Here is a 25,759-nt window from a genome sequence, read left to right as displayed (position 1 = left end):
ATGACGCAATCACCGATTTTTCTAACGCCTGTGTTTAAAGAAAAAATCTGGGGCGGAACCGCTTTACGAGATAGATTTGGATACAGTATTCCTTCAGAATCAACGGGGGAATGCTGGGCCATTTCCGCTCATCCAAAAGGACCGAGCACTGTTGCAAATGGCCCGTATAAAGGAAAGACATTGATCGAGCTTTGGGAAGAGCACCGTGAAGTATTCGGCGGCGTAGAGGGGGATCGGTTTCCGCTTCTGACAAAGCTGCTGGATGTGAAGGAAGATACGTCAATTAAAGTTCACCCTGATGATTACTATGCCGGAGAAAACGAAGAGGGAGAACTCGGCAAGACGGAATGCTGGTACATTATCGACTGTAAGGAAAACGCAGAAATCATTTACGGGCATACGGCCCGCTCAAAAACCGAACTTGTCACAATGATCAACAGCGGTGACTGGGAGGGCCTGCTGCGAAGAATCAAAATTAAACCGGGTGATTTCTATTATGTGCCGAGCGGAACGCTGCACGCATTGTGCAAGGGGGCCCTTGTTTTAGAGACTCAGCAAAATTCAGATGCCACATACCGGGTGTACGATTATGACCGTCTTGATAGCAACGGAAGTCCGAGAGAGCTTCATTTTGCCAAAGCGGTCAATGCCGCCACGGTTCCCCATGTGGACGGGTATATAGATGAATCGACAGAATCAAGAAAAGGAATAACCATTAAAACATTTGTCCAAGGGGAATATTTTTCGGTTTATAAATGGGACATCAATGGCGAAGCTGAAATGGCTCAGGATGAATCCTTTCTGATTTGCAGCGTGATAGAAGGAAGCGGTTTGCTCAAGTATGAGGACAAAACATGTCCGCTCAAAAAAGGTGATCACTTTATTTTGCCGGCTCAAATGCCCGATTTTACGATAAAAGGAACTTGTACCCTTATCGTGTCTCATATTTAAACTTAATCTCACTTCGAGGTTAAGTTTTTTTATTAGAAAATGGAAGTGATTCACCTATAAATGAAGCATGCGCGTGCCGATAAATAAACTAGTTTTATATACTCATAGAATAAGAAAGAGGAGAAGGAATGAAAAAGAGACTAATCGCACCTATGCTTCTATCCGCCGCGTCCCTTGCCTTTTTTGCCATGTCTGGTTCTGCCCAGGCAGCCGCGTATACCGACTACTCACTATATAAAGTAGAGCCGTCGAATACGTTCAGTACAGAAAGCCAAGCCTCACAAGCTGTCGCCAAACTGGAAAAAGATACTGGCTGGGATGCATCCTATCAGGCTTCAGGCACAACAACGACCTACCAAATTTCCGCCTCAGGCATTCATAGCGAATCAGAAGCGAAAGCAATACTGAGCGGACTCGCCAAACAGACATCAATTACAGGAACGTCAAGTCCTGTTGGAAGCAAACAGCCATATGTCACCATCTCGTCAGGTGCCATCTCCGGAGAAAAACAGGCCAACACTATCCTAGCAAAGCTGAAACAGGAGACGGGAGTGGCTGGCGCTGTAAAAGCTTACGGAGCAGCTCAGCCCTATATGAACGTCATGACATCAGACATTGCTGATGAGACAAAAGTCAAGGCGCTTATCCAGAGCCTGGCCAAGCAAACGGGGATTAAAAGCTCGTATCAGCCCATCACACACACGGTGTCTGTCACAACCATTCAGTCTGGCACAATCGTGGGAGACAGCAGAGCAGCGCAGATCAAAAACGCCTTCCAAAAGGAATCTGGGCTGCAGGCATCATTAAAGGAAACAGTGAAAGGGCAAGCCTATTATACGTTCACAACTGCCGCCATTTCAGGTGAAGCCAATGCCAAAACTCTATTGCAGCAGCTGAAACAGAGCACTGGCATCACAGGCAGCTACAAGTCCATCAATCAAAAAACAACCGTTGAGTCATACAATGTCCAATCAGCTTATTTCAAAGGGCTGAGTACAGTAAAGGACGCCATCAGCCAAATCAAGAAAAACACTGGCGTATCCGGCAGTTATCAACAGGTTGGAAAAAGCACATCATATACCGTGAATATGAAGGGTATAACAAAACAGCAGCTCCAAAAAATAGACACTTTCTTTAAAAAGAAAAAATGGCATTACACGTCATCCAGCGTCAAAAAAACGACAACGTCTGCAGCTTATCAAATCACGACGGCAAAGATTTTAGGCGAGCAGCAAGCAAACAAAGCAGCAGCCTTCTTTGCTCAGAAAAAAGTAAAAGCTGCAAAAACAGCAGCTGGATCAACAGCAGAAAATCAATATCAGCTCATCTCAGAAGAAACATCAGATCAAGCAAAAGTCACAAAGGGTTTGAACATATTAAAGAAAAATCAGCTAAGTGCTTCTGCGAAATCCGTCAAAAAACAAATAGCTGACACGTTTAAAATCACAACCGAATCTCTGCTTGATCAAACGAAAGTCAATCAGGCACTCACGTTTTTCAAATCGAATCATATATCAGTAGCAAGCCAGAAAACCGGTCAGACAGCTGCGAGCAGCTATCAAATCACAACTGAAGCTATCATCAGCCAAGAAGAGATTGACCGCGTTTTAACATTTTTCAAACAAAATCATATCGCAGTCACAACATCAAAAACAGGCCAGACTGCATATACACAATACAAAATCGTGACAACACAGCTTAGCAGCAAAACCGCATTGAACAATGGGTTAACCTATCTTAAATCGAAAAGTGTAACCCCGAGCTATACAACGAAAAGCAATACGCTTTATAAAATCAGCGTAAATGAGCAGTTCACAGGCAATGATACAGCTGCTGCGGCATCAACGAAGCTAAAACAATTATACGGATGGACATCATCTATCGTGAAGATCAAAAACGGCCCGCAAATCATGAAAACAAACTACAATCTCTCGCTTCGTGATATGGTCCAAAAACAAATGACAGTAAGTCCGCAAACAGACGGAGCGGCTTACGTATCGCTCACGTACATTAATACAGCAACATCAACTGTTACGGCTGATGTACTAAATATCCGGTCAACGCCGGAAGTCAGCCCGACAAACGTGATCGGCCAGTTTAAAAAAGGCGATAAAGTGAAAGTCATCGGACAGATAAACGGCTGGGCTAAGATCAATTTGGGCTGGCGAAACGCAAGCAGTGATGAAGTAGTTCAATACGTGGATCCGAATAACTTTTCCAGAGACAGCAAATACTACTTCCAATTTCTCAAGCTGTCACAGACAGCGGGTCTCAGCGTTACTGAGGTAAATCAGAAAGTGCTTGCGGGTAAAGGCATCCTGACAGGGAGAGCAAAGGCATTTATCGATGCCGCCAATCAATATAGCATCAACGAACTGTATTTAATCTCACACGCTCTTCTGGAAACAGGAAACGGGACATCCGCTTTAGCCAATGGATTAACCTATAACGGAAAAACCGTATACAACATGTATGGAATTGGAGCATACGACAGCAATCCGAATTACTACGGAGCCAAATATGCGTACGAGCAGGGCTGGTTCACACCAGAAGCGGCCATTATCGGCGGAGCTAAATTCATAGGCTCATCGTATATCCACAACACAGCTTACAATCAAGACACACTGTACAAAATGAGATGGTCAGCTACAGCGACACATCAATACGCAACAGACATCGGCTGGGCGTACAAACAAGTAAACCGCATGTACAGCCTGTATTCATTGCTGGACGGTTATACACTTTATTTTGATGTTCCGGAATATCGATAAAAAACTTAGAAAGTTGCAAATAGGCTGTAGCTATTAAATAGCTACAGCCTATTTGATTATCACACCTCAATCTTGTCCGCAACAATCATAAAAATACTCATTCTTGAAGCATTTGAGATGGCTGCATCATCGGGTCTGATTTTTGTACTCCCTTTCATAAAACCTATTTCAAGCACATTTGATTTTTCTCCGCCGGCAAAATACCAGGATCCCATTCGGATATCCTTTTGTTTTAAGCGGAAATCTCCTTCTATCGATTGATGCAGTAAACTAATATAGCGTTCATTTAATGTGACTTGCAAGTTTCCATCTGCATTGATAGTAATATTTCGGACTAAATTTGATGTGTAAGATGGTAAATAACCTGAAGTCGGAACCATCCATTTTTTGTTTTGAGCATTATACTCTAAAATGAAGGTTTGAATAAATGGTTGAAATCTTTCTGGAGGTGTATCTTGGTGCCCCACGGTTTTTAATAAAGGGGATCGAAGCATAGGTACATGATTCATGAAGTTTTCATAAGAATGGTATGCATAAATTCTGCTTATACGATTTCCTTCTTTTCCACTTGTAATTCCCACCATTAATGATTTTGCCCCAGTTTCAGGATTGGTGTACATACAGATCCCTTCCGGTTCACGGAAGTTATTCTCATATCTGGTGGACAAGTCTTTGCCAACAGTAATTTCTTTTTGCAGCACTATTTTATTATCGGAATCAAATACAGTTATGAGATTCGGATAGCTTTTGCTGTTTGTATCTCCTGTATACCAATATAAATAACCGTCATCTAAAAAGAAACCTTGTAAATAATGAAGTTCGTCAGGAATGTTAATAGTATAAAGAGGATTGTTTTTATTTGCTATTGCATCGTCCAGGTTAAAGATTGTCACCCACTGTTTATTATTATTATTTTTTGTATCGTATTGTCTAATTGCCAACTGTCTATTCTTCATATCAAGAGCAGGTGTAACCCTATGATCGAAAGGCATATTCGAGAATCGCTGAAGTTCTTTAGAATTTTCATCTAAAGTCGCGCCTGCTTTATATGGGAAACAAACTAATTCACTTTTATCTGTTTCGTTTGGTTTATCGTATAGAGACCAAATATAAATGGTGCCATTACGGTTTTCAATTCCAATATTTGTACCATGACCTCCATGTTTCAACAGCATGCTGTCTAATTGTAAACCTTCAAGAGATAGACGAGTTATGCGATAGCTTTGGGTGTTGTCTTTTCCTAATCCACTTGCGACTTGGGTTGTATAAATTTGGTGGTTTTTCTCATCGAAATTGAATGATTGAAGTACGGTTTTGTCTGCTACACGTAGTTCAGTAAATAATTTTGGCGTGATGTTGGTGAAATCAAACAGTTCTTTTTTTCTCATAAATTTACCACCTCTATTATTATTTGCTGCCATAAGCAACTAATTACATTAAAGCAAACATACGTTCGGTATTCAATAGAAAAAAGAACACTTGTTCTGTTTTGAACAAGTGTCATCATTTAGCTTATTAAATTTTCGATGAAATTCAATAAATTTTGGCTTGAATTCCCATCAGAATACTTATTCCATCTATCGGAAAAAACTTTTATTTTGGAATAATTAAATGGGGTTTGAATTTCATTTATTAATGATTCACTGTCATAGCAGGCTCTTCCAGGTATTATGGAAAGATAATTATCAACCAATCCCCGCTTCTGTTGATAAAGTTTTAAATCGTAAGTATAAAAAAGAATGGGTTTATTTAAAATCGAAAATTCAAAGGGAACAGAAGAATAGTCAGTGATTAATATGTCTGCAGCCATGAGTAGATCAAACAAGGCATAGTTAGAAACATCTTTAATATAATCACTGGAATATTTAATATCAATATTGTTCTGAATGGCGGGATGCAGCTTAACAAATAAAACATATTCTTCTTTTAACTGATGAATTAATTGTTCTTCTGTAAAAGGCAATTGAATTGATTGCATATTATAATCTCTAAACGTCGGTGCATAGAGGATTATTTTTTTTCTTTGTATGTTTAGAGTATCTGAAATTTTTTTCTTGTTTTCTCGGTAATAAGGGTCTGTTAAAGGTACACCTATTTTTAATAATTGGTTATCCTTTATTCCAAATGATTTCTTGAAGATATTTGCCATCTCTTCTGAGCCAACAGTTAAATAATCATACGAACTGTATACTTTTTGGAACCTTTTAATATCAGTTTTCGTCCGTTGCATGTTTGTAATGTCTTCCAAACCAAATTTTTTGAGTGAGCCATTTGCGTGCCATACTTGGATACATTTCGTTTGCTTCCGCTTATTTAACACACTTGTTAATAGAAAGTAATTATCTGTTATGATCACTTTACTGTTAAACATTAGGTATACAGCTTTAATGAGATGGATAGGGTTTTTTTCTTGTAATAAATATGCATCTACATTCGGGAAGCTCTCGGCAATAGCAGAGGCCTGCTGGGTATACAGGATGTTAAGTTTATAAGAGTATTGTCCTTGTTCATATTCCTCAAGAATCGCTTTTGCGTTTGCTTCGAATGAGATCAGGAGGGTCACTTTGCTTTCAGGTTTCACCCATTGCAGAAAAAAGGCGATTGCTGATAAAAAATACAAATAGCAATTCGCCAGTAGTGATCTTATTTTCATTTTTATCATCCATTTATTTGAAAGTTTTGTTTTTAAATCTGTTTTGTATGATCTTTTTCAGGCTTTGGATAGAAAGTTTTTTTGTTTTTTTCTTCTTTTAAAACCGTTAAAGCATATTTTGGGATGCTAAGCATTCTTTTCCATCGCCATGGATTCAAGATTAACCGGTAGAACCATTCTAAATTTAAACGTATCATCCAGGAAGGGGCCCGTTTGACATTACCGCTAAATACATCAAAGCTTCCTCCTAGACCTATAGATACGGCTTTAGGGAACAAGTGTCTGTAGTTATGAATGAATTTCTCTTGATGAGGATACCCTAAAGCTACGAATACCATGTCAGGATTTGCTCTTGCAATTTGTTTTGCCACTAGGGTGCGATCTTGAACATAACCGTCTGAATAACCTGCGATTTTAATGTTTGGGTATTCAGAAGAAATTTTGGATACAACACCTTTTATAACATCTTTCTTCGCACCGTACAGAAATATGCGTTTTTTCTTTTTGTTAGCAACGCCCAGAAGTTCTTTAAAAACATCGTAACCTGCGATTCGGGACTGAAGCCTGTTGTTAGTCAAACGTGACATCATGACTACACCGATCCCATCAGGCAAAATGAAGTTTGAAGAAGATAGTACATCAAAGTAGTCCCGATCTTTAATAGCTGCAAATGCAATTTCAGGGTTGACTGTGGAAATGACAGCACCAATCTTTTGATCAATATAATGTTTCTCTAGGTAATCGATAAATGATGTTAAGTTACTGTTAACATAAGGAATATTGTGAATAGTCTCTGTTTGCATGTCTGGCTCCTCCTTCCTTTAAGATTCTATTTATATAGTTAAAAACCGAGAGTTTCTAAAAGCAAAATCAAGCTACCTTATATTTTAACATAAATCTTCAACAAAGGATTAACATTATCTTTACATTAAATTTAAATATGTTTCCAATTTTACAATTGAATGAACGAATGAACAACAGACCTTGGTGCCAATGGAGTCTGAGTGTAATTACATATTTTGGAATGTTTTTCTCCTCATGAGTACTTAACCTTTTTTAGGCGGTATGCTATAATTAATGATCAGTGAAGACATACGAGAAATATGTCGATATAAGGAATACAAACAGGTTTTTAGAATTTAATCGCTAACGTCAGTAGTGTTTTTAATAGTGTTTAACATTAGGAAGGAGCGTTTCTTTAAATGAAAAAAGTTATCACATATGGAACTTTTGATTTACTGCATTGGGGTCACATTAAATTGCTTGAGCGTGCAAAGCAGCTTGGTGATTATTTAGTTGTTGCTATTTCAACGGATGAATTCAATTTACAAAAGCAAAAAAAAGCTTATCACAGCTATGAGCACCGTAAATTAATTTTAGAAACCATTCGATATGTGGACGAAGTAATTCCTGAAAAGAATTGGGAGCAAAAAAAGCAAGATATTATTGATCATAATATTGATGTTTTTGTTATGGGGGATGACTGGGAAGGTAAATTTGACTTTCTCAAAGATCAGTGTGAGGTTGTTTACCTCCCAAGAACAGAAGGCATCTCTACAACAAAGATCAAAGAGGAAATTGCTGGTTTATAATTTAGGATCCTGATATCATTGGTTCAATATCTAATTAAAGTACTTCTTATTGAAATAAGAAGTACTTTTTGATGCTTACATTGATTTTTGTGACTAAAGTATCCGGGTAGATATAAATTTCAATGATCATATATTCTAGATGCCGAAAGGGAGTAAAAAATTGTCTTTACATGCGGTGAGTGAATCTAATATAAAACAAATTCCTGACATGGATTATTATTTTATCTCTGGTGGACTGCCAAGTAATTATGGCGGTCTGACGAAATCATTATTATTGCGTTCAAAATTATTTGGAGAAGAGTGTAACCAAAACACCTTTTTCTTAACGTTTCGTTTTGATTTAGAGTTGTCTTCAAAAATTGATGAATTGTACAGCAACGGTAAGATTGATAAAAAATTCACAAGTGTTATTAATCTATTCGATGATTTTTTAAGTGTTAGAACAAATGGGAAAAGATCATACGAAGAAAGGATAGGCCTTGACCAGATAAAAAAGCAAGTTGGAATGGGGAAATTTGCAAAAACTCTGTTGAGATTGTTTGGTAAGAAGAACAATGAAATGTCTGTAGTTTACTACGGAGATGGAGAAACTATCCGGTACGTCGACTATTGGAATGATAAAAACCAGCTCATAAAGAGAGAGGAATATACGAAGAACGGAAACTTAGTTCTCGTTACTCATTATGATGTGCAGCTAAACAAGATGTATCTGCAGGAATATATTAATGACCAAAATCAAGTATATTTAGACAAACTCTATGTATGGAACAATGAAGAAAAAGATGTTCAATTATCTCATATTATTTGGTACTCCCTTGAGGGTGAGATAAAAGTAAAAGATGAATCGGAACTGCGTCAATATTGGATAGAATATCTGCAAAAACAAAATGATAAACCTAAGTTGTTTTTAGTGGACAGCAGACCGCAAGACAAACATGTCTTTAAAGTGAAAAAATCACCTTCTTCCTATTATGGAGCAATTATTCATAACAAGCATTACGGCAGCAATAAATATCAAATTAAGGGTCGCTATAAAGAAGTATTTAGTCAGATGTATAATTTGGATGCTGTCTTTTTTATAACTGAGGAGCAGCTAGAAGATTTTAAATTGATTTCAGGGGAACAAGAGACGTTTTTCTTTACTCCGCATACAATTGATAAGCCTCTTGATCCCGCTGTATTGAATGTGCCGAGTGAAAAATACAAAGCTGTCATTATTTCAAGACTTGCATCTATGAAAAATCTGATACATGCAGTAAAAGCATTTAGTTTAGTCGTGAAAGAAATTCCTGAAGCAAAACTTGATATATTCGGATCGGGTGAAGATTTCGAAAAAATAAAAAAAGAAATTGAAGATACCAAACTGCAGAACAATGTCTTTTTGAAAGGCTATACGGATAACCCTGACTCAGAGTTTCAAAAAGCTTGGCTAACCATTTCAACCTCTCATTTTGAAGGGTTCGGTCTATCAAATATGGAGGCACTGAGCAATGGATGTCCAGTTGTAACATACGATTATGATTACGGAGCAAGGAGCTTAGTTACTGACGGAGCAAATGGATATGTCATTGAACAGTATAATATAGAGAAATTGGGTCAAGCTATTATCTCTTTGATGAAAGATGAAAGTACTCATCAAAAATTTTCAGAACAAGCTTTTAAAATGGCTGAAAAATATTCAAGACCCAACTATATTGAAAATTGGGCTTTTGCTCTTAATCAGATGATTGAGGTGCGAATAGAAAGAGAGAAGTTCTCTAAAAAGGTTGGAAAAAAAGATCCTTCTATTAGTTCCTATACTGAGGATTTTGATAAAACTAAAATAGAAATTGACATTGAGAATTTTGATCATAATGATATTAAAAAAATACGTTTAGTGGGCTTGGACAGAAAGAATAAGGCTGAAATTATTTCAACAAACTTACAAAATGATCAACTGTTTGTAATTGATCTCGAAAAAGATGTAAATATTGAAAAGATAGCTGCTAATAAAACCCAAGTTATTGATTTTTATATTGTTTTCAATGCAAATGGCCATATTAAAACAATGCGAAGACTTTCGAGTGAAGAAACAAAATTGTCAGGAAACAGTATAGATACTAATAATGGCTATAGAGTAGAGCCCTATACAACAGTTAAAGGCAATTTCTCTTGGAGGGTCACGGAAATAAAAGAGAGTTAATGTCCTTAGTAGTTGACACTAATAAAAGGAAGCAAAAAGGAAAGAGCTTTTATACAGAGGAGCAGAAAAAAGTAATGATTGAAAACACTGTGATTAAATGTATTTTGAAAAGCTTGAAAAACAATTTAGGAAGTCTTGAATTGTTAATCTCAATTGATTCAGAACACCAATTTTTAGAGGATTACCAGTTATTTTTAAAGCTGAAAGAGAGACGTTCAGGAACGGAATCTGAATTTCCGCTTCAAAACACTGGCTCATTAGAGTATAAAACTGAGATAAATGCTCATGTTTTGCCTATGCCTGTTGAAATGGGACAAACATATGATTTTTATGTCGAATTTCGAAAAAAATATGAAGATGCGGAGCAGGAACCACTCTTGAAGCGTCTTTCTGCTGAAGTAAATTCAATTGAGCGCGCCTTTCATGTCGATCAAACCACAGAACTTTTGATTTTACCTTATACAACTGATAAAGGCAACTTTTCTATTAAGGTGAAAAGAGAGGCCAAAATCATCAGATTTGATCAAATCGAGATTAGCTCTGAAGAAATAAGCATAACAGGTTATGCGGGGTACCTGAGTTCCGAAAATCAATATCGGATAAAAAACTTGAACCTTATTTTAAAAAAGGGTGGAGAAACACCTATTGAGGAAAAATTTCCAATCAAGCTAGAAAGAAAAACACATGGCCTGGAAAACATGAGAGCAGATGGTTTTGTTCCGGAACTGTATGATTTTGAAGTGAAAGTGCCTTTGAAAGAAATTCCTTTCTCAAATGAAAAACGTTATGTTTATCGTCTTTTTATGGAGTATATATGCAATGACGATGAAGGAACGGATATTCAGTTCAACAGCACTGCTCTTGTTTTAGGAGATCGAAAAAACAAATTAAAAGGATTAGTAAGTATTATTAAAACAAACAACGCACCAGTTCGTTATGAAGTCTTTAAGAAAAAGAAAAAGCAGACTCTAGGTATCAGAGTAAACGACTATAGCCTGAAAACAAGGATGAAATACTTTATTAAAGGAAAGAAGAAGAGATTAGTATCAAAAATAAAAAAGATCACAAAAATGAGAAACAAGTTAATCACTAAAACATACAAATCTCTATTCATGATGGCTAGCAGAATGCCAGTTAAAAGGAAAACAGTCATTTTTGAAAGTTTTAATGGGAAACAATACAGTTGTAATCCGAGAGCGATTTACGAATATATGCGGGAAAACCACCCTGAGTATAAAATGTATTGGAGTGTAAATAAACAATATTCAGCGCCTTTTGATGAAAAGGGAATTCCTTACATTAATCGCCTCTCATTAAAATGGCTCTTCGCTATGGCAAGAGCTGAGTATTGGGTTGTTAACAGCCGGCTTCCATTATGGATTCCGAAACCTAGTCATACAACATATTTACAAACATGGCATGGCACACCTTTAAAAAGACTTGCAATGGATATGGAAGAAGTCCATATGCCTGGTACAAACACCAAAAAATATAAAAGGAATTTTATCAAGGAAGCTTCTAATTGGGATTACTTGATTTCCCCAAATGGTTATTCAACTGAGATCTTTACACGGGCGTTTCAGTTTAACAAGACAATGATTGAATCTGGATATCCTAGAAATGATTTTCTTCATAATGATAATAATGAGGAAACAATATCATTGATAAAGAGTAGGTTAAATATTCCTCGTGATAAAAAGGTTATTTTATATGCCCCTACATGGAGAGATGATCAGTTCTATGCAAAAGGGCGTTATAAGTTCGATCTCGATTTAGATTTGCATCAACTTAGACAAGAACTTGGAAATGAATATATTGTAATCTTAAGAATGCATTATCTGGTAGCTGAGAATTTTGATTTAGGTCCTTTTGAAGGATTTGCATATGATTTTTCTGCTTATGAGGATATTCGAGAATTGTATATGGTTTCTGATTTGCTGATTACTGATTATTCTTCAGTATTCTTTGATTTTGCAAATTTAAAACGGCCAATGCTATTCTTTGTCCCTGACATCGAAACCTACCGGGACAAGTTGCGTGGTTTCTACTTTGATTTTGAAAAAGAAGCTCCTGGTCCTTTGGTAAAAACTACTGAAGAAACGATTGAGGCTATCAAGCAGATCTCATCGCCTGATTATAAGCTTCCGGTTTCTTTTGGTCCTTTCTATGATAAGTTTTGCTATTTAGAGTCAGGACGTTCATCTGAAAAGGTTGTTAATACTGTATTTAAAGCTGAATAATTTAGGTTATTTTATAAAATGTATAGCTGTCGATTTTTCGGCAGCTTTTTAGATACTTGTTGAGAAGTGAAAAAAAATGCAGGATCTGTTACAATAATCAGCGGTGCTTTCAAATTTTAAACAGAAAGATTCCCAAAAACAATTAAGTCTAAGGAAGATAAAAAATGAATGATTTGTTGCGTATACTCAGAGAGCAAATAACGTCATTTCCTTTAATTTTAAGATTGGCGGCTTATGAAACCAAGTCTAAATATCAAATGAATTATTTAGGTGTCTTATGGCAGTTCTTAAATCCGCTTATCCAAATGCTGGCCTACTGGTTCGTATTTGGTATGGGGATTAGAAAGGGCGGTCCTGTGACAACCGGAGCGGGCGAAGTGCCTTTTATTATTTGGATGCTGGCAGGATTAATCCCATGGTTTTTCATCAGTCCAACTATACTTGATGGATCAAATAGTGTATTTAAGCGCATTAATATGGTGGCTAAAATGAACTTCCCGATTAGTTCTCTACCGTCCGTGGCAATTGCATCTAACTTATTTAGTTATATGATCATGATGGTGATTTATATCATTGTACTCCTAGTTAATGGTGTGTTCCCGAGTGTGCATTGGTTACAATATATTTATTACTTCATCTGTATGATTGCTTTTATGTTTTCGTTTAGTTTGTTTAACTCAACGATCAGTGTGCTGATTAGAGATTATCAATTTTTGCTGCAGGCCGTAACAAGACTTTTGTTTTTCTTGTTGCCAATTTTTTGGGATGTTAATGCGAAACTCGGTCAAAGCCACCCCGAATTAGTGCCTGTTCTGAAGTTGAATCCACTATTCTATATTATTGAAGGATTCCGGAACAGCTTCTTAGATGGAGCATGGTTTTTCCATGACATGAAGTACACGCTGTACTTTTGGTTGTTCACATTCCTTTTATTGTTAGTAGGTTCTATCCTGCATATGAAATTCAGAGACAAGTTTGTTGACTTTCTTTAATACGTAAGGAGATTTTACGATGAAACTAAAAGTTTCGTTTCGAAATGTTTCAAAGCAGTATCATTTGTATAAAAAACAATCGGACAAGATTAAAGGATTGTTTTTTCCGGCTAAGGATAATGGTTTTTTTGCTGTGCGGAATGTCTCCTTTGACGTGTATGAAGGGGAGACAATCGGCTTTGTAGGAATAAACGGGTCAGGAAAATCGACCATGTCTAACCTGCTGGCTAAAATTATTCCGCCGACCAGCGGTGAAATTGAAATGAACGGCCAGCCGTCGCTGATTGCGATTGCTGCCGGTTTGAATAACCAATTAACGGGCCGGGACAATGTCCGGCTCAAGTGTTTGATGATGGGGTTAACCAATAAAGAAATTGATGATATGTATGACAGCATCGTTGAATTTGCCGAGATTGGCGATTTTATTAATCAGCCGGTTAAAAACTATTCCAGCGGGATGAAGTCGCGTCTCGGTTTCGCGATCTCCGTGCATATTGATCCTGACATTTTAATTATTGACGAAGCTCTTTCTGTGGGGGACCAAACGTTTTATCAGAAGTGTGTAGACAGAATAAATGAGTTTAAAAAGCAAGGAAAAACGATTTTCTTTGTCAGCCACTCAATCGGTCAGATTGAAAAGATGTGTGACCGTGTTGCTTGGATGCACTATGGCGAGCTTCGTATGTTTGATGAAACAAAAACGGTTGTGAAAGAGTACAAAGCGTTTATTGACTGGTTTAATAAGCTATCGAAAAAAGAAAAAGAGACATATAAAAAAGAGCAGACAGAAGAGAGGAAGAAAGAAGATCCTGAAGCGTTTGCCCGTTTCCGCAAAAAGAAGAAAAAGCCGAAATCACTGGCCAATGCCATTCAAATTGCTATTTTGTCTATTCTGACTGTCTTCATGGCGGGAACGATGTTCTTTAATGCCCCGCTTCGTACAATTGCTTCGTTTGGCGCTATTCCGCAAAATGAAGTGAAGAACCATCATGGCGATGCAAAGGGCAAGTCAGAGGAACGCTTAACTGCAATCAATAAGCAAGGGTTTATAGCAAATGAAAAAGCGGCTGCTTATAAGGATCAGGGTTTGAAACAGAAGGCTGACGTTACACTGCCATTCGGTACAAAAGTAACGGTAGCTGCAAAAGGCAAACAAGCAGCGAAAATAAAGTTTGACGGGCACTCTTATTATGTGAAACAGAGCGCTGTTGCAACTAACATGAAACACGCTGAATTGCATGCCACTGCATTTACGTCTTATGTCTCGCAAAACGCAGCATCTTCCTATGAATACTTTCTGAAATTCCTAGGAGACAGCAGCACCAGCATTCAATCGAAATTGAATGGTTATACTGAAGGAAATAAGGCTGACGGCAGAAAAACGCTGAATTTTGATTATGAAAAAATCAGTTATGTACTGGAGAATGATAAAGCAACAGAGCTTATTTTTCATAACATTTCTCCTATCAACCCGGCGTCACTATCCTTAAGTGATAGCGATGTATTGTATGACAGCAGCAAGAAGCGTTTTCTTGTGAATACAGATGATCAGGTTTTTGCAGTTGATAATGAAGAGCATACACTGACTTTGATGTTGAAATAAAAAAAGGCTATTGGATGAATGTCCAATAGCCTTTTTGTTTAGATTTCTTCTTTGTTTAGTAAACCTTCCATAAATGGAACGAGCTGATCGCGAAGCTCTTTATCCTGCATCGCAAATTCAAGAGTTGTTGTGATGAAGCCGAGCTTTTCACCAACATCATAACGCTTGCCTTCAAAATCGTAAGCAAACACTCTTTGAATTTCATTCAGTTTTTGAATGGCGTCTGTAAGCTGAATTTCTCCGCCGGCGCCAACCTGCTGCTCCTCTAAATACATGAAAATCTCAGGCGTGAATACGTAACGGCCTAAGATGGCAAGATTAGAAGGTGCTGTGTCTTTAGGCGGTTTTTCAATGAAGTTTTTCACCTGATAACGGCGGCCTTCACTTGTCAGCGGGGCGATGATGCCATAACAGTGTGTTTCATCTTCAGGCACTTGCTGAACACCGATAATAGAAGAAAGTGTTCTTTCATATTCATCCGTTAATTGGCGCAACCCTGGTGTGTCAGCCTGAACAATATCGTCTCCAAGCAGAAACGCAAACGGCTCATCGCCGATAAAGTTAGGCGCGAACCAGACAGCATGTCCAAGACCTTTAGGTTCTTTTTGGAGGATATAGTGAAAGAAACTTATCACTTTTTTCAGAAGTGTTCAGTTTTTCCTTTATCTAATTGATTTTCGTTTATATCATATCAACCCTCCTTTTCATCTATATATCTCCATATGTAATTCGTAGTTTAGATAAAGTCCCTTAGCCTGATAAAGACTTCACTAAATTTTACCACGAAAATTTTTAGGAACTACGTATTACAATTCCTTCACGTTTTGACGATGAAGTAATATGAGGAGGGCGTACAAAATAAATGACGCAGCAGAAAGAAAATCATTACACTTGAAAACGCGACAAAAAGAATTGACTCTTCCGGAATAGAAAACTTGTTGTAATGAGTATAGATAAGATATCAGATCTGTAAAAAATACACATCAATGCAACGATATTGTCAAAAAGTGCTGATGATTTACATTTTTAAAGAGCCTTAACTTTTATAGGAACATATGCTATTATTGTTTATTATTAATGGAACGTAAAAAATATGTCGAAATGATAAACAATCAGTTAAGGATTTTTGTTTTTTCTAAGTTGGAAAAGGTTGGAAGGTGATGTTATCTAATGAAGAAAGTGATACGTACGGAATGTTTGATTTATTTCACTATGGACATATGAAGCTACTGGAAAGAGCAAAAGAACCTGGGATTACTTAATCGTACGATTGTCTACAAAGGAATACTATGAGGCCATTTACCTTACAAGAATAGCAGGCATTTCAACTACCCAAATCAGAAAAGATATGGCTAGTTTATAGAAGCACTAACTAAAAGAGGCTTGAAGTAAATTCAGTTGCTTCTTTTTTTCTTGTTTGCGTAAATATTAATCTTCACTCTTTAAGGAGTTCACTGATGAAATTTTTATTATAACCAATTGCAGAAGTTTACTAGTTAGAGTTTATTCAGTTTTGTTTAAAATTTTTGTCCTTCTGCCAAGAAACAATAAATTAATTTTATTTGAAAGCTATTCTGGAAACAGTTTAGCTACAATCCCCTACCAATTCTACATTATCAAATAAGGAATTAAAGAAAAATAATTTTATATGCACCAACTTTGCGGGATAATGAATTTTAAGAAAGCTGGCCAGTATAAATTTAACTTTAATTTGATTAGAGGAAATGAAGAGGGAACCTTGGAGACTCTATGGTTATTCTTGTAAGAATGGTATTATCCAGTTTCAGAACAATTTAATTAGGGAAATATAAATATTTTGTGAACGATGTTTCTTTAAATAAAGATATTCGAGATTTATATTTAATTAGTGATTTATTGATTATGGATTATTCTTCTGTCTTTTTTGATAATATGAATTTTTAAAAAAACCTTGTATTTTTTGTGTATGATCTCCCGGCTTATAGAGACTGTATCAGAGGTTTTTACTTTAATTTTCAGCAAAAAACGCCAGGAAACTTGCTTCAAACAAGTGAAGAACTTATAGATACGGTAAAAGAGTTGTTACATAATCCTTATATAGATCATAACTATGAGGATTTTTATAATAAATTTTGTAATTTAGAAGAGGCAAGGCTTCTAAAAGAGTAATTGAAACGATCCTTTAACTTCTAAATAAAGAGGTACAAACATGTTTTCTATAATTATACCAATATATAATTCTGAAAATTATTTAAGATATTCAATAGAGAGTGTCCTTAACCAGTCAATTGGATTTAAGGAAAATATAGAACTGATATTAATAGATGATGGTAGTGTTGACAGCAGTCCTCAAATTTGTGAATCCTTTAAAAATCTATATCCTAATAATATTAAAATCATGAAAATTGAAAACTCTGGACCTTCTGCTGCAAGAAATTGTGGATTATCAAATGTAAGCGAAAGATCTAAATTTATTGGTTTTCTTGATTCTGACGATGCATTCTCTCAAAATGCGCTGCAAAGTGTTTATGATTTTTTTTGTGATTCCGAACATGTAAATATTGCGGTATTACCTGTTTATTACACAGGTGAAAAAGAAGGGGGACATAAATTAAATAATAGATTTGAAAAAGGAACAAGAGTTATAAATATTCTCAACGATTATAAAGCTATTCATTTTTATATTGGCGGCACTTTTTACAGAAGACATACACTAACTAGTACCGTCCTTTTTGATGAATCTATAAAGTTTTGGGAAGACGCTATCTTTTTTAACCAGTTATTACTGAAAGAAAAAAGATACGGAGCAGTTGCAGAAGGAAAGTATTTTTATAGAAAACGGAAAGAACAGGATTCTTTAGTTGATCGTTCATGGTTTAACAAAAAAAGGTACACATATTTGTTGAATGAATGTTACATGACTTTGTTGATGGATTCATTCAACAAATATGATATAGTTTTGCCTTATTTGCAATTTTTAATTGTATATCATATAAAACTGTTTTTATATCCGAACTATAGAGATGTTTATAAGTCTGTTTTAGATCAACAAGAACAAAGAGTTTTTGTTGATGATTTTATTAAAGTTTTAAAATTTATTGACCCGCAATTTATAAAAGAACAAGATATGCCGATGTACTATAAAGAATTTATGTTTCACTTATTAAAAGAAAATACAGAAGCTCTTGAAAATATAAAAAAAGAAAGAGTACTGCATAGTTCATGTACTGTTACTTCGGCAAAAATAAAAGGGCTTAGACTTGAATTAACAGGGCACTTTATTAACCAGTATTATGAGATGAAAGAAAATGACAGAATATATATAAAATATTTTAAAAGATTAAAAAAATGCAAACGAAAAGAACTGAAAAAAACAATTGAAGTATGGGGATATAAATTAAGAGATTTTAGATATGCTGGTTTTGTTGTCGAAATACCGATTTGGGCCTTTGCATTTGACTTTGTACTAAAAACACCAAATGATTCTTTAGAACTTAACCATGTGAACATTTTTAAAAGTTTGCTTACAAGGGTTTTTAAAAAAAGGTAAGGAATGCTTTTCATACATTTTACTAAATTAAAATTGTTTTGCAAAAATTAGTACTCTCTTGTTTCTTAATTTTATTTACCCGAATTCTTATTCATATAAACATTATGTTAGGAGTAATCTTTTATGAACGAAAAAAGTTTTAACTATGATTTCAGTGTTATAATGCCGATTTATAATGTTGAGTTGTATCTCACTGAAGCTATAGAAAGTATCATTAACCAAACTATTGGTTTTGAGAATATTCAGTTAATACTGGTGAATGATGATAGCCCCGATAAAAGTGAAATCATTTGTAAAGAATATGCTCAGAAATATCCCAATAACATTGTCTATGCAAAGAAACAGAATGGCGGAGTGAGCAGTGCTCGAAATTATGGTTTAAAGTATGCTGAAGGTAGATATATTCAATTTTTGGATCCGGATGATTTAGTTTCAGAAGGAACATTCGAAAATGTTTTAAACTTCTTTGACGAACATAAGAATGAAATTGATATTGTAGCAATCCCTATTTTTTTTGCAGAAGGAAGAACTGGAGAACATAATCTAAATAATAAGTTTTCTTCTACAAGAATTTTGGATGTAGAAAAAGAACCGCATCATATATTAACTCATTGTTGTTCTACATTTATAAAAAAAGATGCCTTGAAAAATATCAGGTTTGATGAAAATTGTAAAATAGGTGAAGATGCCAAACTAGTTAATTTAATCATATCGCAAAAGAAAAAGTATGGTCTGGTTAAAGAGGCAAAATACCATTATAGAGTTAGAGAAGATGGATCATCTGCCATGCAGACTGCTAAAGCAAATAAGAATTGGTTTAACCATTCACTTATCACTTTCTCAAAGAATTTAATCGATATTATAAAAAATCATGAACAGAAAATACCTTTATTTCTTCAATATATGGTTATGCATGATTTGAAGTGGAAATTATTGATTAAGGATATCAGTGAAACACCTTTAGACGAAAATGAATACAGTGAATTTTTAACATTGATTCGAGAAGTATTGTCGTATATTGACGACGATGTCATCATTGAAACAAAAAGTGTCAGCCATTTCTATTTATATCATGCTTTAAAAATAAAGCACGGTGAAAATTATAGTAGGTATGTATATGAAAGAGAAACTGAACAGGATTATTATTTATACAGAGAAGGTAAAATTGTTTCGAAATTATCGGATCAAACTTTAACTATTGAAATTTTAGAAGAAAATGAGGATTCCATTCACATAGAAGGCTTTTGGAGCTCGCTGTTTAATTCTAAAGGTTTTAAGTTTTATGCTAAAATTGGCGAAACAAAAATAAAAGCAAAGAATATAAAAAGACAGCATAATGATTATATAAGTTTAGGAGAAGTAATAAAAAAATATCCCGGTTTTTCAATAGATATTCCCAAAGGTCATCTAGCAGATAATCATCATATTGAGTTTTTTATAACTAAGGGTAAAAAAAGGAAGTTGACAAAACTTCGTTTTTTCAAGTATTCAGGTTTGTCAAACGATTTATATAATACTTATGTGGCTAAAAAAGATTATATTTTTTATTATAATTATAAAAAATTAATGTTCAAAAAAAACAATTTTAAAAATAGATTTATAAAAGAGTTTCGTTTCTTAAAATCCCTACATAAATCAGGGGAAAAATCAAAAAAACGAAAATCAGCGATTAAGAAGGCACTGATGGCAAGAATGGTACACCATGTTTTCACTATTTTTAATAGAAAACCAGTATGGTTATTCATAGACAGACAAGACAAAGCTGATGATAATGCCGAGCACCTCTTTAAATATGCAATCAACAAGAATGATGGGGTAAAAAAATACTTTATAATAAAAAAAGATAGCAAGGATTACGACAGAATCAAAAAATATGGAAAGGTCATACCATACAGATCTTTTAGACATAAAATTTTAACCTTATCCTCTTCCAAAGTAATATCGACACATGCAGATATATGGGTTGTAAATCCATTTTTTAATATGGAGATTTATTTTAGAGATTTATTTAACTTTGAGTTTATCTTTTTACAGCACGGAATAACAATGGCAGATCATTCTGAATGGTTAAACAAATACAACAAGAATATCAAATTATTAGTCACTTCTGCCAAACCTGAATATCGGTCTATTGTGAAAGGGAATTACAACTATAAAAAAGAGAATATTTTGTTGGGTGGATTTCCGAGATACGATAATCTTAAGAAGAGTGAGGGAGAAAAGCAACTTCTAATAATGCCGACTTGGAGAAAAGATATTGTATTACCGAAAGATCAGGCAAAAGGAGTAAGACCGTACAACCCGAAATTTAAAGATAGTGAATATTTTTCTAGGTATAATGCTTTGATTAATGATGAACGGCTAATCGAATTTGCTAAGAAAAATAATTATAAAATAACTTTTTTTCCTCACCCAGATATTCAGCAACAGATTGTAGACTTTGAAAAGCATGATTATGTGGAGTTTGCCGACTATAACAGCAGCTATCAAATGCTATTTAATTCTTCTAATATAATGATTACTGATTTTTCATCTGTTGCGTTTGATTTTGCATATGAGAAAAAACCTGTTATTTATTATCAATACGAAAAGTCATACCATTTTAAACTTGATTATTATGATTATAAAAAAATGGGGTTTGGTGATGTATTAGAAAATCATAATAGCTTAGTGGATAAAGTTATCTATTATATGAAAAACAATAGTCGTATGGAAGATAAGTATAGAAAAAGAGTAGATAACTTTTTTGCATATACTGATAAAAATAATAGGAATCGTATTTATAATGCTATTTTGGAATTAGATAATAATAAAGTTGCTAAATGAGGTTGGTTTGTTTTATATTGACACTTCAAATGTTGGGAGAAGTTCTGCGAGACTTCTCTTTACTTTTTAAAAGTGAAAAAAACTCAACATTTGTTACAATATTCACTGGTACTTTTAAATTTCTTTAACCGAAAGATCCAAAAAATCAATTATTTTGGTGTATTATGGCAGGTTTTAAATCCCCTTATTCTAATGATGGCGTACTGGTTTGTATTTGGGATGCGCAACAGTAAGCTGGTCATAACAGGTATCGGAGAAGTGCCTTTTATCGTTTGAATGCTGGCTGGTTTGATTCCGTGGTTTTCTATTAGCCCGACAATTCTTGATAAATCCAACAGCGTAGTTAAAGGGATTAATATGGTAGCCAAAATGAACTTTCCGACAGTTCACTGCCTTCTGTTGTAATTGCTTCAAATTTATTTAATTATTTTGTAATGCTGGTTGTTTAGTCATTGTTCTTTTAGCAAGTGGTGTTTACTTAGCTTGCATTGAATACAAGATATTTACTATTTAATCTGCATGTTTGTATTTATGTTTTCATTTAGTTTGTTTAACTCTACAATCAGTGTGTTTGTCTGGGATTATTAATTTTTGCGGCAGGCCGTTGATCAGGTCTTCGCAGTTGATAATGAAGAGCATACATTGACTTTGATGTTGAAATAAAAAAAGGCTATTGGATGAATGTCCAATAGCCTTTTTGTTTAGATTTCTTCTTTGTTTAGTAAACCTTCCATAAATGGAACGAGCTGATCGCGAAGCTCTTTATCCTGCATCGCAAATTCAAGAGTTGTTGTGATAAAGCCGAGCTTTTCACCAACATCATAACGCTTGCCTTCAAAATCGTAAGCAAACACTCTTTGAATTTCATTCAGCTTTTGAATGGCGTCTGTGAGCTGAATTTCTCCGCCGGCGCCAACCTGCTGCTCTTCTAAATACATGAAGATCTCAGGCGTGAATACGTAACGGCCTAAGATGGCAAGATTAGAAGGTGCTGTGCCTTTAGGCGGTTTTTCAACGAAGTTTTTCACCTGATAACGGCGGCCTTCACTTGTCAGCGGGTCAATAATGCCGTAGCGGTGTGTTTCTTCTTCGGGCACCTGCTGAACACCGATAATAGAAGAAAGTGTTTTTTCATATTCATCCATTAATTGGCGCAACCCTGGAGTTTCAGCCTGAACAATATCGTCACCAAGCAGTACCGCAAACGGCTCATCGCCGATAAAGTTGCGTGCGCACCAGACAGCATGTCCGAGACCTTTAGGTTCTTTTTGGCGGATATAGTGAATGTCAGCCAGGTTAGAAGCCTTTTTCACTTTTTCAAGCAGCTCAGTTTTTCCTTTTTCTTCTAGGTTTCTTTCAAGCTCAGGAGAGTAATCAAAATGATCCTCAATCGCACGCTTGCTTTTTCCTGTTACGATAATAATATCTTCAATACCGGCTTCAACAGCTTCTTCAATTATGTATTGAATGGTAGGTTTATCAACGATAGGAAGCATTTCTTTCGGCATTGCTTTCGTAGCCGGAAGAAAACGTGTTCCTAAGCCTGCTGCTGGAATTATGGCTTTACGTACTTTTTTCATTTAAAAGGCACCTTCCTTATGATCGAAAAAATTTATGGTTAAACTATTCTCTATTTACCCTTTTCAATATGTTTTTACACATTTTTATGATATCGGATAAACCATTTTTAAACAAGCTTTATCCTTAATATTAAAACTTATATCATTTTATTTGAATCAAGAATGAAATGATTTAAAATGATGCATTTTCATGTAGAATATGTAGTATGAATTTATTTACTATAGCAGAAAACCAGGTGACAAATATGAAAAAACTAAAAGTGATGACCGTTTTCGGGACCAGGCCTGAAGCGATCAAGATGGCACCGCTTGTGCTTGAATTGAAAAAATATCCTGAAATAGATTCCTATGTAACGGTAACTGCACAGCACAGACAGATGCTCGATCAGGTGTTAGATGCGTTTCACATCAAGCCTGACTTCGATTTGAACATTATGAAGGAGCGGCAGACACTGGCAGAGATTACGTCTAACGCACTTGTAAGATTGGATGAGTTGTTTAAAGATATCAAACCCGATATTGTGCTTGTCCATGGTGATACGACGACGACGTTTGCCGGAAGCCTAGCCGCTTTTTACCATCAAATTGCTGTCGGTCATGTGGAGGCGGGGCTCCGTACAGGGAATAAGTATTCCCCGTTTCCGGAAGAGCTCAATCGACAGATGACAGGGGCGATTGCTGATTTGCATTTTGCTCCGACAGGCCAGGCGAAAGACAATTTATTAAAAGAAAACAAAAAGGCCGACTCTATTTTTGTAACGGGCAATACAGCGATTGACGCACTCAACACAACGGTTAGGGATGGTTACTCACATCCTGTTCTCGATCAGGTGGGTGAGGATAAAATGATTCTCTTGACCGCTCACCGCCGGGAAAATTTGGGTGAGCCAATGGAAAACATGTTTAAGGCCATCCGCAGAATTGTAGGGGAATTTGAAGATGTACAAGTCGTTTACCCTGTGCACCTGAATCCTGTTGTCCGGGAAGCGGCTCATAAGCATTTTGGTGATTCTGACAGAGTGCATCTGATTGAACCTTTAGAGGTGATCGATTTCCATAACTTTGCAGCGAAATCGCATTTTATATTGACCGATTCGGGCGGCGTGCAGGAGGAAGCCCCATCTCTCGGGAAACCGGTTCTTGTTCTGCGTGATACGACGGAACGGCCTGAAGGAGTGGAAGCGGGAACGCTGAAACTTGCAGGTACGGATGAGGAAAACATTTATCAGCTTGCAAAACAGCTGTTAACTGATCCTGATGAGTACAAGAAAATGTCCCAGGCTTCTAATCCGTATGGAGATGGAGAGGCTTCCCGCCGGATTGTGGAAGAATTGCTGTTTCATTACGGGTATCGAAAAGAACAACCGGATTCATTTACAGGCAAATAAAAAAGAAGCTTTGCACATTGTGCGAAGCTTCTTTTTGTTTTACTTTTCGAGGCTTTCCTTCAGCTCTTTTGTAATATCGGAAAGGGCGCTTTCATCAGCTTGGTAGTAGTAAATTCCATTGATTTTCGTGCCTGTACCTTTTAGTTCGTGCTGTTTAATATGTTTCCGCGCACCTTTGTAATCGGACTGGATATCCCACATGTTATCGAAGGTCAAGTTCGTTTTCACATTATTTTCAACAACTTTAAACATATCTCCGAATTTCGTGATGGAAGAAATATTAGCGCCTTTATTAATAATACCTTGGATGACTTGGCGCTGGCGGTCCTGGCGTCCGAAGTCGCCTCTCGGATCTTCTTTTCTCATCCGGGTATAAGCGAGCGCTTCTTTTCCGTTCAGCGTGATTTCTCCTTTGCCGAACGAATAACCGTCATAACTGAACGCGAATGTGCTGTTAACTGTAATGCCGCCAAGTGTATCAACAACGTCTCTAAAGCTTTCCATGTTCACTTTCACAAAATAATCAACCGGAACATCGAGGAAGTTCTCAACAGTGTCTACCGTCATCTGTGTGCCGCCGAAAGCGTATGAATGGTTGATTTTATCCATTGTGCCTTTTCCGATAATTTTTGTATACGTGTCACGCGGAATGCTGACCATGTCGGTTGTATTCGTTTTTGGGTTAACGGTCATATAAATGAGCGTATCGGCACGGCCCTTATCGCCGTCGCGTTCATCCACACCCATGATTAAGACGGAAAAAGGATCTTTTTTATTGATACTGACCTCTTTATCCCTCTTTTTAGATTTATCAATGCTTTCATGAATACTTGCCACGGTTGAAGCTGCTTTATGCCATAAGTAGTATGCATAGCCGCCAGTTCCGAGTACAAGAAGTCCGATTATCGTTAAAATTGTCAGTAATAAAGTTTTTTTCTTTTTTCTGCGTTCGTTTCTCATCCTTTGCACCTCGTCTGTTAAATTACTTTCATTATGAGTTAAATTTCCAATAAATACAACTCTATTTAATACAAGAATGAAATCCTAAAATAGTCGTTTTTTATAAAAAAAAGTTTCATTGTTTCTTAATTTTTCTTTAAAATATAAAATAGGTTGACGATAAAATATAATGAGGTGAAAAAAATGAAAAAATTTATTGCTTTACTGTTCTTTATATTGCTTCTTTCGGGTTGCGGGGTTAATAGTCAAAAGAGTCAAGGTGAAGATGTATCGCCAGACAGTAACATTGAAACAAAAGAAGGTACTTATGTAGGGTTAGCTGATACTCATACAATAGAAGTAACAGTAGATAATGAGCCGGTTAGTCTTGATATCACTGAAGAATCGACAAGTGATCTTGATAAGTTTAACAGTGGAGATAAGGTCACGATTACATATGAAAAAAATGATGAGGGTCAGCTTCTGTTAAAAGATATTGAACGTGCCAACTAA

General features: G+C 35.9%; 16 protein-coding genes, 4 pseudogenes and 4 other annotated features. Of the genes and pseudogenes, 13 read left to right on the top strand and 7 right to left on the bottom strand.

Annotation, left to right across the window (positions count from 1 at the left end; genetic code table 11):
• Entirely contained in the window at positions 1–951 is a 951-nt protein-coding gene (pmiA, locus tag BSU_35790; protein NP_391460.1) for a mannose-6-phosphate isomerase (active on aldose substrates with hydroxyl groups oriented in the same direction at the C-2 and C-3 positions as in mannose), read from the top strand.
• 128 nt (positions 952–1,079) lie between these two features.
• On the top strand, positions 1,080–3,722 hold the full coding sequence (gene lytD / locus BSU_35780) for an exported N-acetylglucosaminidase (major autolysin) (CWBP90) (protein ID NP_391459.1): 2,643 nt from the start codon (positions 1,080–1,082) through the stop codon (positions 3,720–3,722).
• Between the two features lie 59 nt (positions 3,723–3,781).
• Here the strand turns inward: lytD and tagC are convergent, their stop codons facing one another.
• The 3 genes from tagC to tagA all read right to left on the bottom strand — a co-directional run bounded on the left by tagC (position 3,782) and on the right by tagA (position 7,178).
• On the bottom strand, positions 3,782–5,110 hold the full coding sequence (gene tagC, locus BSU_35770; protein NP_391458.1) for a putative polyglycerol phosphate assembly and export protein (teichoic acid biosynthesis): 1,329 nt from the start codon (positions 5,108–5,110) through the stop codon (positions 3,782–3,784).
• A gap of 119 nt (positions 5,111–5,229) precedes the next feature.
• Positions 5,230–6,375 (bottom strand): teichoic acid primase, CDP-glycerol:N-acetyl-beta-d-mannosaminyl-1, 4-N-acetyl-d-glucosaminyldiphosphoundecaprenyl glycerophosphotransferase, encoded by a 1,146-nt coding sequence (gene tagB / locus BSU_35760; protein NP_391457.1) that lies wholly within the window; start codon positions 6,373–6,375, stop codon positions 5,230–5,232.
• 32 nt (positions 6,376–6,407) lie between these two features.
• Complete coding sequence (gene tagA / locus BSU_35750; RefSeq protein ID NP_391456.1) at positions 6,408–7,178, bottom strand: N-acetylmannosamine (ManNAc) C4 hydroxyl of a membrane-anchored N-acetylglucosaminyl diphospholipid (GlcNAc-pp-undecaprenyl, lipid I) glycosyltransferase; 771 nt, start codon at positions 7,176–7,178, stop codon at positions 6,408–6,410.
• 399 nt (positions 7,179–7,577) lie between these two features.
• Between tagA and tagD the strand changes: the two genes are divergently transcribed.
• The 5 genes from tagD (at position 7,578) to tagH (ending at position 14,984) form a co-directional block, all read left to right on the top strand.
• Positions 7,578–7,967 carry a glycerol-3-phosphate cytidylyltransferase gene (gene tagD / locus BSU_35740; protein ID NP_391455.1) on the top strand — a complete coding sequence of 130 codons (390 nt, stop codon included), beginning with the start codon at positions 7,578–7,580 and terminating at the stop codon, positions 7,965–7,967.
• A gap of 160 nt (positions 7,968–8,127) precedes the next feature.
• Positions 8,128–10,149, top strand: a complete 2,022-nt coding sequence (gene tagE, locus BSU_35730) for a UDP-glucose:polyglycerol phosphate alpha-glucosyltransferase (RefSeq protein ID NP_391454.1) — start codon at positions 8,128–8,130, stop codon at positions 10,147–10,149.
• A complete protein-coding gene (gene tagF, locus BSU_35720; RefSeq protein ID NP_391453.1) occupies positions 10,149–12,389 on the top strand; it encodes a CDP-glycerol:polyglycerol phosphate glycero-phosphotransferase (poly(glycerol phosphate) polymerase) in 2,241 nt (746 codons plus the stop codon). The genes tagE and tagF overlap by 1 nt, the downstream gene beginning before the upstream one ends.
• 164 nt (positions 12,390–12,553) lie before the next feature.
• Positions 12,554–13,381 (top strand): teichoic acid precursors permease, encoded by an 828-nt coding sequence (tagG, locus tag BSU_35710; protein ID NP_391452.1) that lies wholly within the window; start codon positions 12,554–12,556, stop codon positions 13,379–13,381.
• Positions 13,382–13,400: 19 nt separating this feature from the next.
• Positions 13,401–14,984 (top strand): ATP-binding teichoic acid precursor transporter component, encoded by a 1,584-nt coding sequence (gene tagH / locus BSU_35700; protein ID NP_391451.1) that lies wholly within the window; start codon positions 13,401–13,403, stop codon positions 14,982–14,984.
• A 38-nt stretch (positions 14,985–15,022) separates the two neighbouring features.
• Positions 15,023–15,619, bottom strand: a sequence feature (Evidence 5: Unknown function; Product type e : enzyme).
• Here the strand turns inward: tagH and yvzE are convergent.
• A pseudogene (gene yvzE, locus BSU_35699) lies at positions 15,023–15,619 on the bottom strand. (Overlaps the previous feature by 597 nt.)
• A gap of 1,306 nt (positions 15,620–16,925) precedes the next feature.
• Positions 16,926–17,132 (top strand) — a sequence feature (Evidence 5: Unknown function; PubMedId: 7704262; Product type e: enzyme).
• Here yvzE and yvzI point away from each other — a divergent pair.
• From yvzI to ggaB, 3 genes and pseudogenes are all read left to right on the top strand, one after another.
• Positions 16,926–17,132 (top strand): annotated as a pseudogene (yvzI, locus tag BSU_35698). Its footprint overlaps the feature before it by 207 nt.
• 40 nt (positions 17,133–17,172) lie before the next feature.
• Positions 17,173–18,513 (top strand) — a sequence feature (Evidence 2a: Function from experimental evidences in other organisms; PubMedId: 16735734, 7704262; Product type e: enzyme).
• Positions 17,173–18,513: pseudogene (gene ggaA / locus BSU_35690) on the top strand. It overlaps the preceding feature by 1,341 nt.
• A gap of 123 nt (positions 18,514–18,636) precedes the next feature.
• Entirely contained in the window at positions 18,637–21,339 is a 2,703-nt protein-coding gene (gene ggaB / locus BSU_35680; RefSeq protein ID NP_391448.1) for a poly(glucosyl N-acetylgalactosamine 1-phosphate) glucosyltransferase, read from the top strand.
• 149 nt (positions 21,340–21,488) lie between these two features.
• Here ggaB and BSU_35678 read toward each other — a convergent pair whose 3' ends face one another.
• Positions 21,489–21,707 (bottom strand): hypothetical protein, encoded by a 219-nt coding sequence (locus BSU_35678; RefSeq protein ID YP_009514004.1) that lies wholly within the window; start codon positions 21,705–21,707, stop codon positions 21,489–21,491.
• Positions 21,532–21,615 (top strand) — a sequence feature (Evidence 5: Unknown function; PubMedId: 7704262; Product type e: enzyme). It overlaps the preceding gene by 84 nt.
• Positions 21,532–21,615, top strand: a pseudogene (gene yvzH / locus BSU_35679). The gene BSU_35678 and the pseudogene yvzH sit on opposite strands and share 84 nt — an antisense overlap.
• A 333-nt stretch (positions 21,708–22,040) precedes the next feature.
• Positions 22,041–22,919 (bottom strand): UTP-glucose-1-phosphate uridylyltransferase, encoded by an 879-nt coding sequence (gene gtaB, locus BSU_35670; RefSeq protein NP_391447.1) that lies wholly within the window; start codon positions 22,917–22,919, stop codon positions 22,041–22,043.
• 245 nt (positions 22,920–23,164) lie between these two features.
• On the opposite strand from gtaB, the gene mnaA reads away from it, so the two are divergent.
• The gene (mnaA, locus tag BSU_35660; RefSeq protein NP_391446.1) at positions 23,165–24,307 is read left to right on the top strand and encodes a UDP-N-acetylmannosamine 2-epimerase; all 1,143 of its coding nucleotides are present in this window, start codon (positions 23,165–23,167) and stop codon (positions 24,305–24,307) included.
• Positions 24,308–24,346: 39 nt separating this feature from the next.
• Here the strand turns inward: mnaA and tagU are convergent, their stop codons facing one another.
• The gene (gene tagU / locus BSU_35650; RefSeq protein NP_391445.1) at positions 24,347–25,267 is read right to left on the bottom strand and encodes a teichoic acid-peptidoglycan tethering enzyme (LCP component) with transcription regulator domain of major autolysin expression; all 921 of its coding nucleotides are present in this window, start codon (positions 25,265–25,267) and stop codon (positions 24,347–24,349) included.
• 183 nt (positions 25,268–25,450) lie between these two features.
• Here tagU and lytA point away from each other — a divergent pair, with 183 nt between their 5' ends.
• Positions 25,451–25,759, top strand: a complete 309-nt coding sequence (lytA, locus tag BSU_35640) for a membrane bound lipoprotein (RefSeq protein NP_391444.1) — start codon at positions 25,451–25,453, stop codon at positions 25,757–25,759.

It is taken from the genome of Bacillus subtilis subsp. subtilis str. 168 (assembly GCF_000009045.1).
Taxonomy (GTDB): Bacteria; Bacillota; Bacilli; order Bacillales; family Bacillaceae; genus Bacillus; species Bacillus subtilis.
This window is presented reverse-complemented; position numbering and strand designations above follow the sequence as displayed.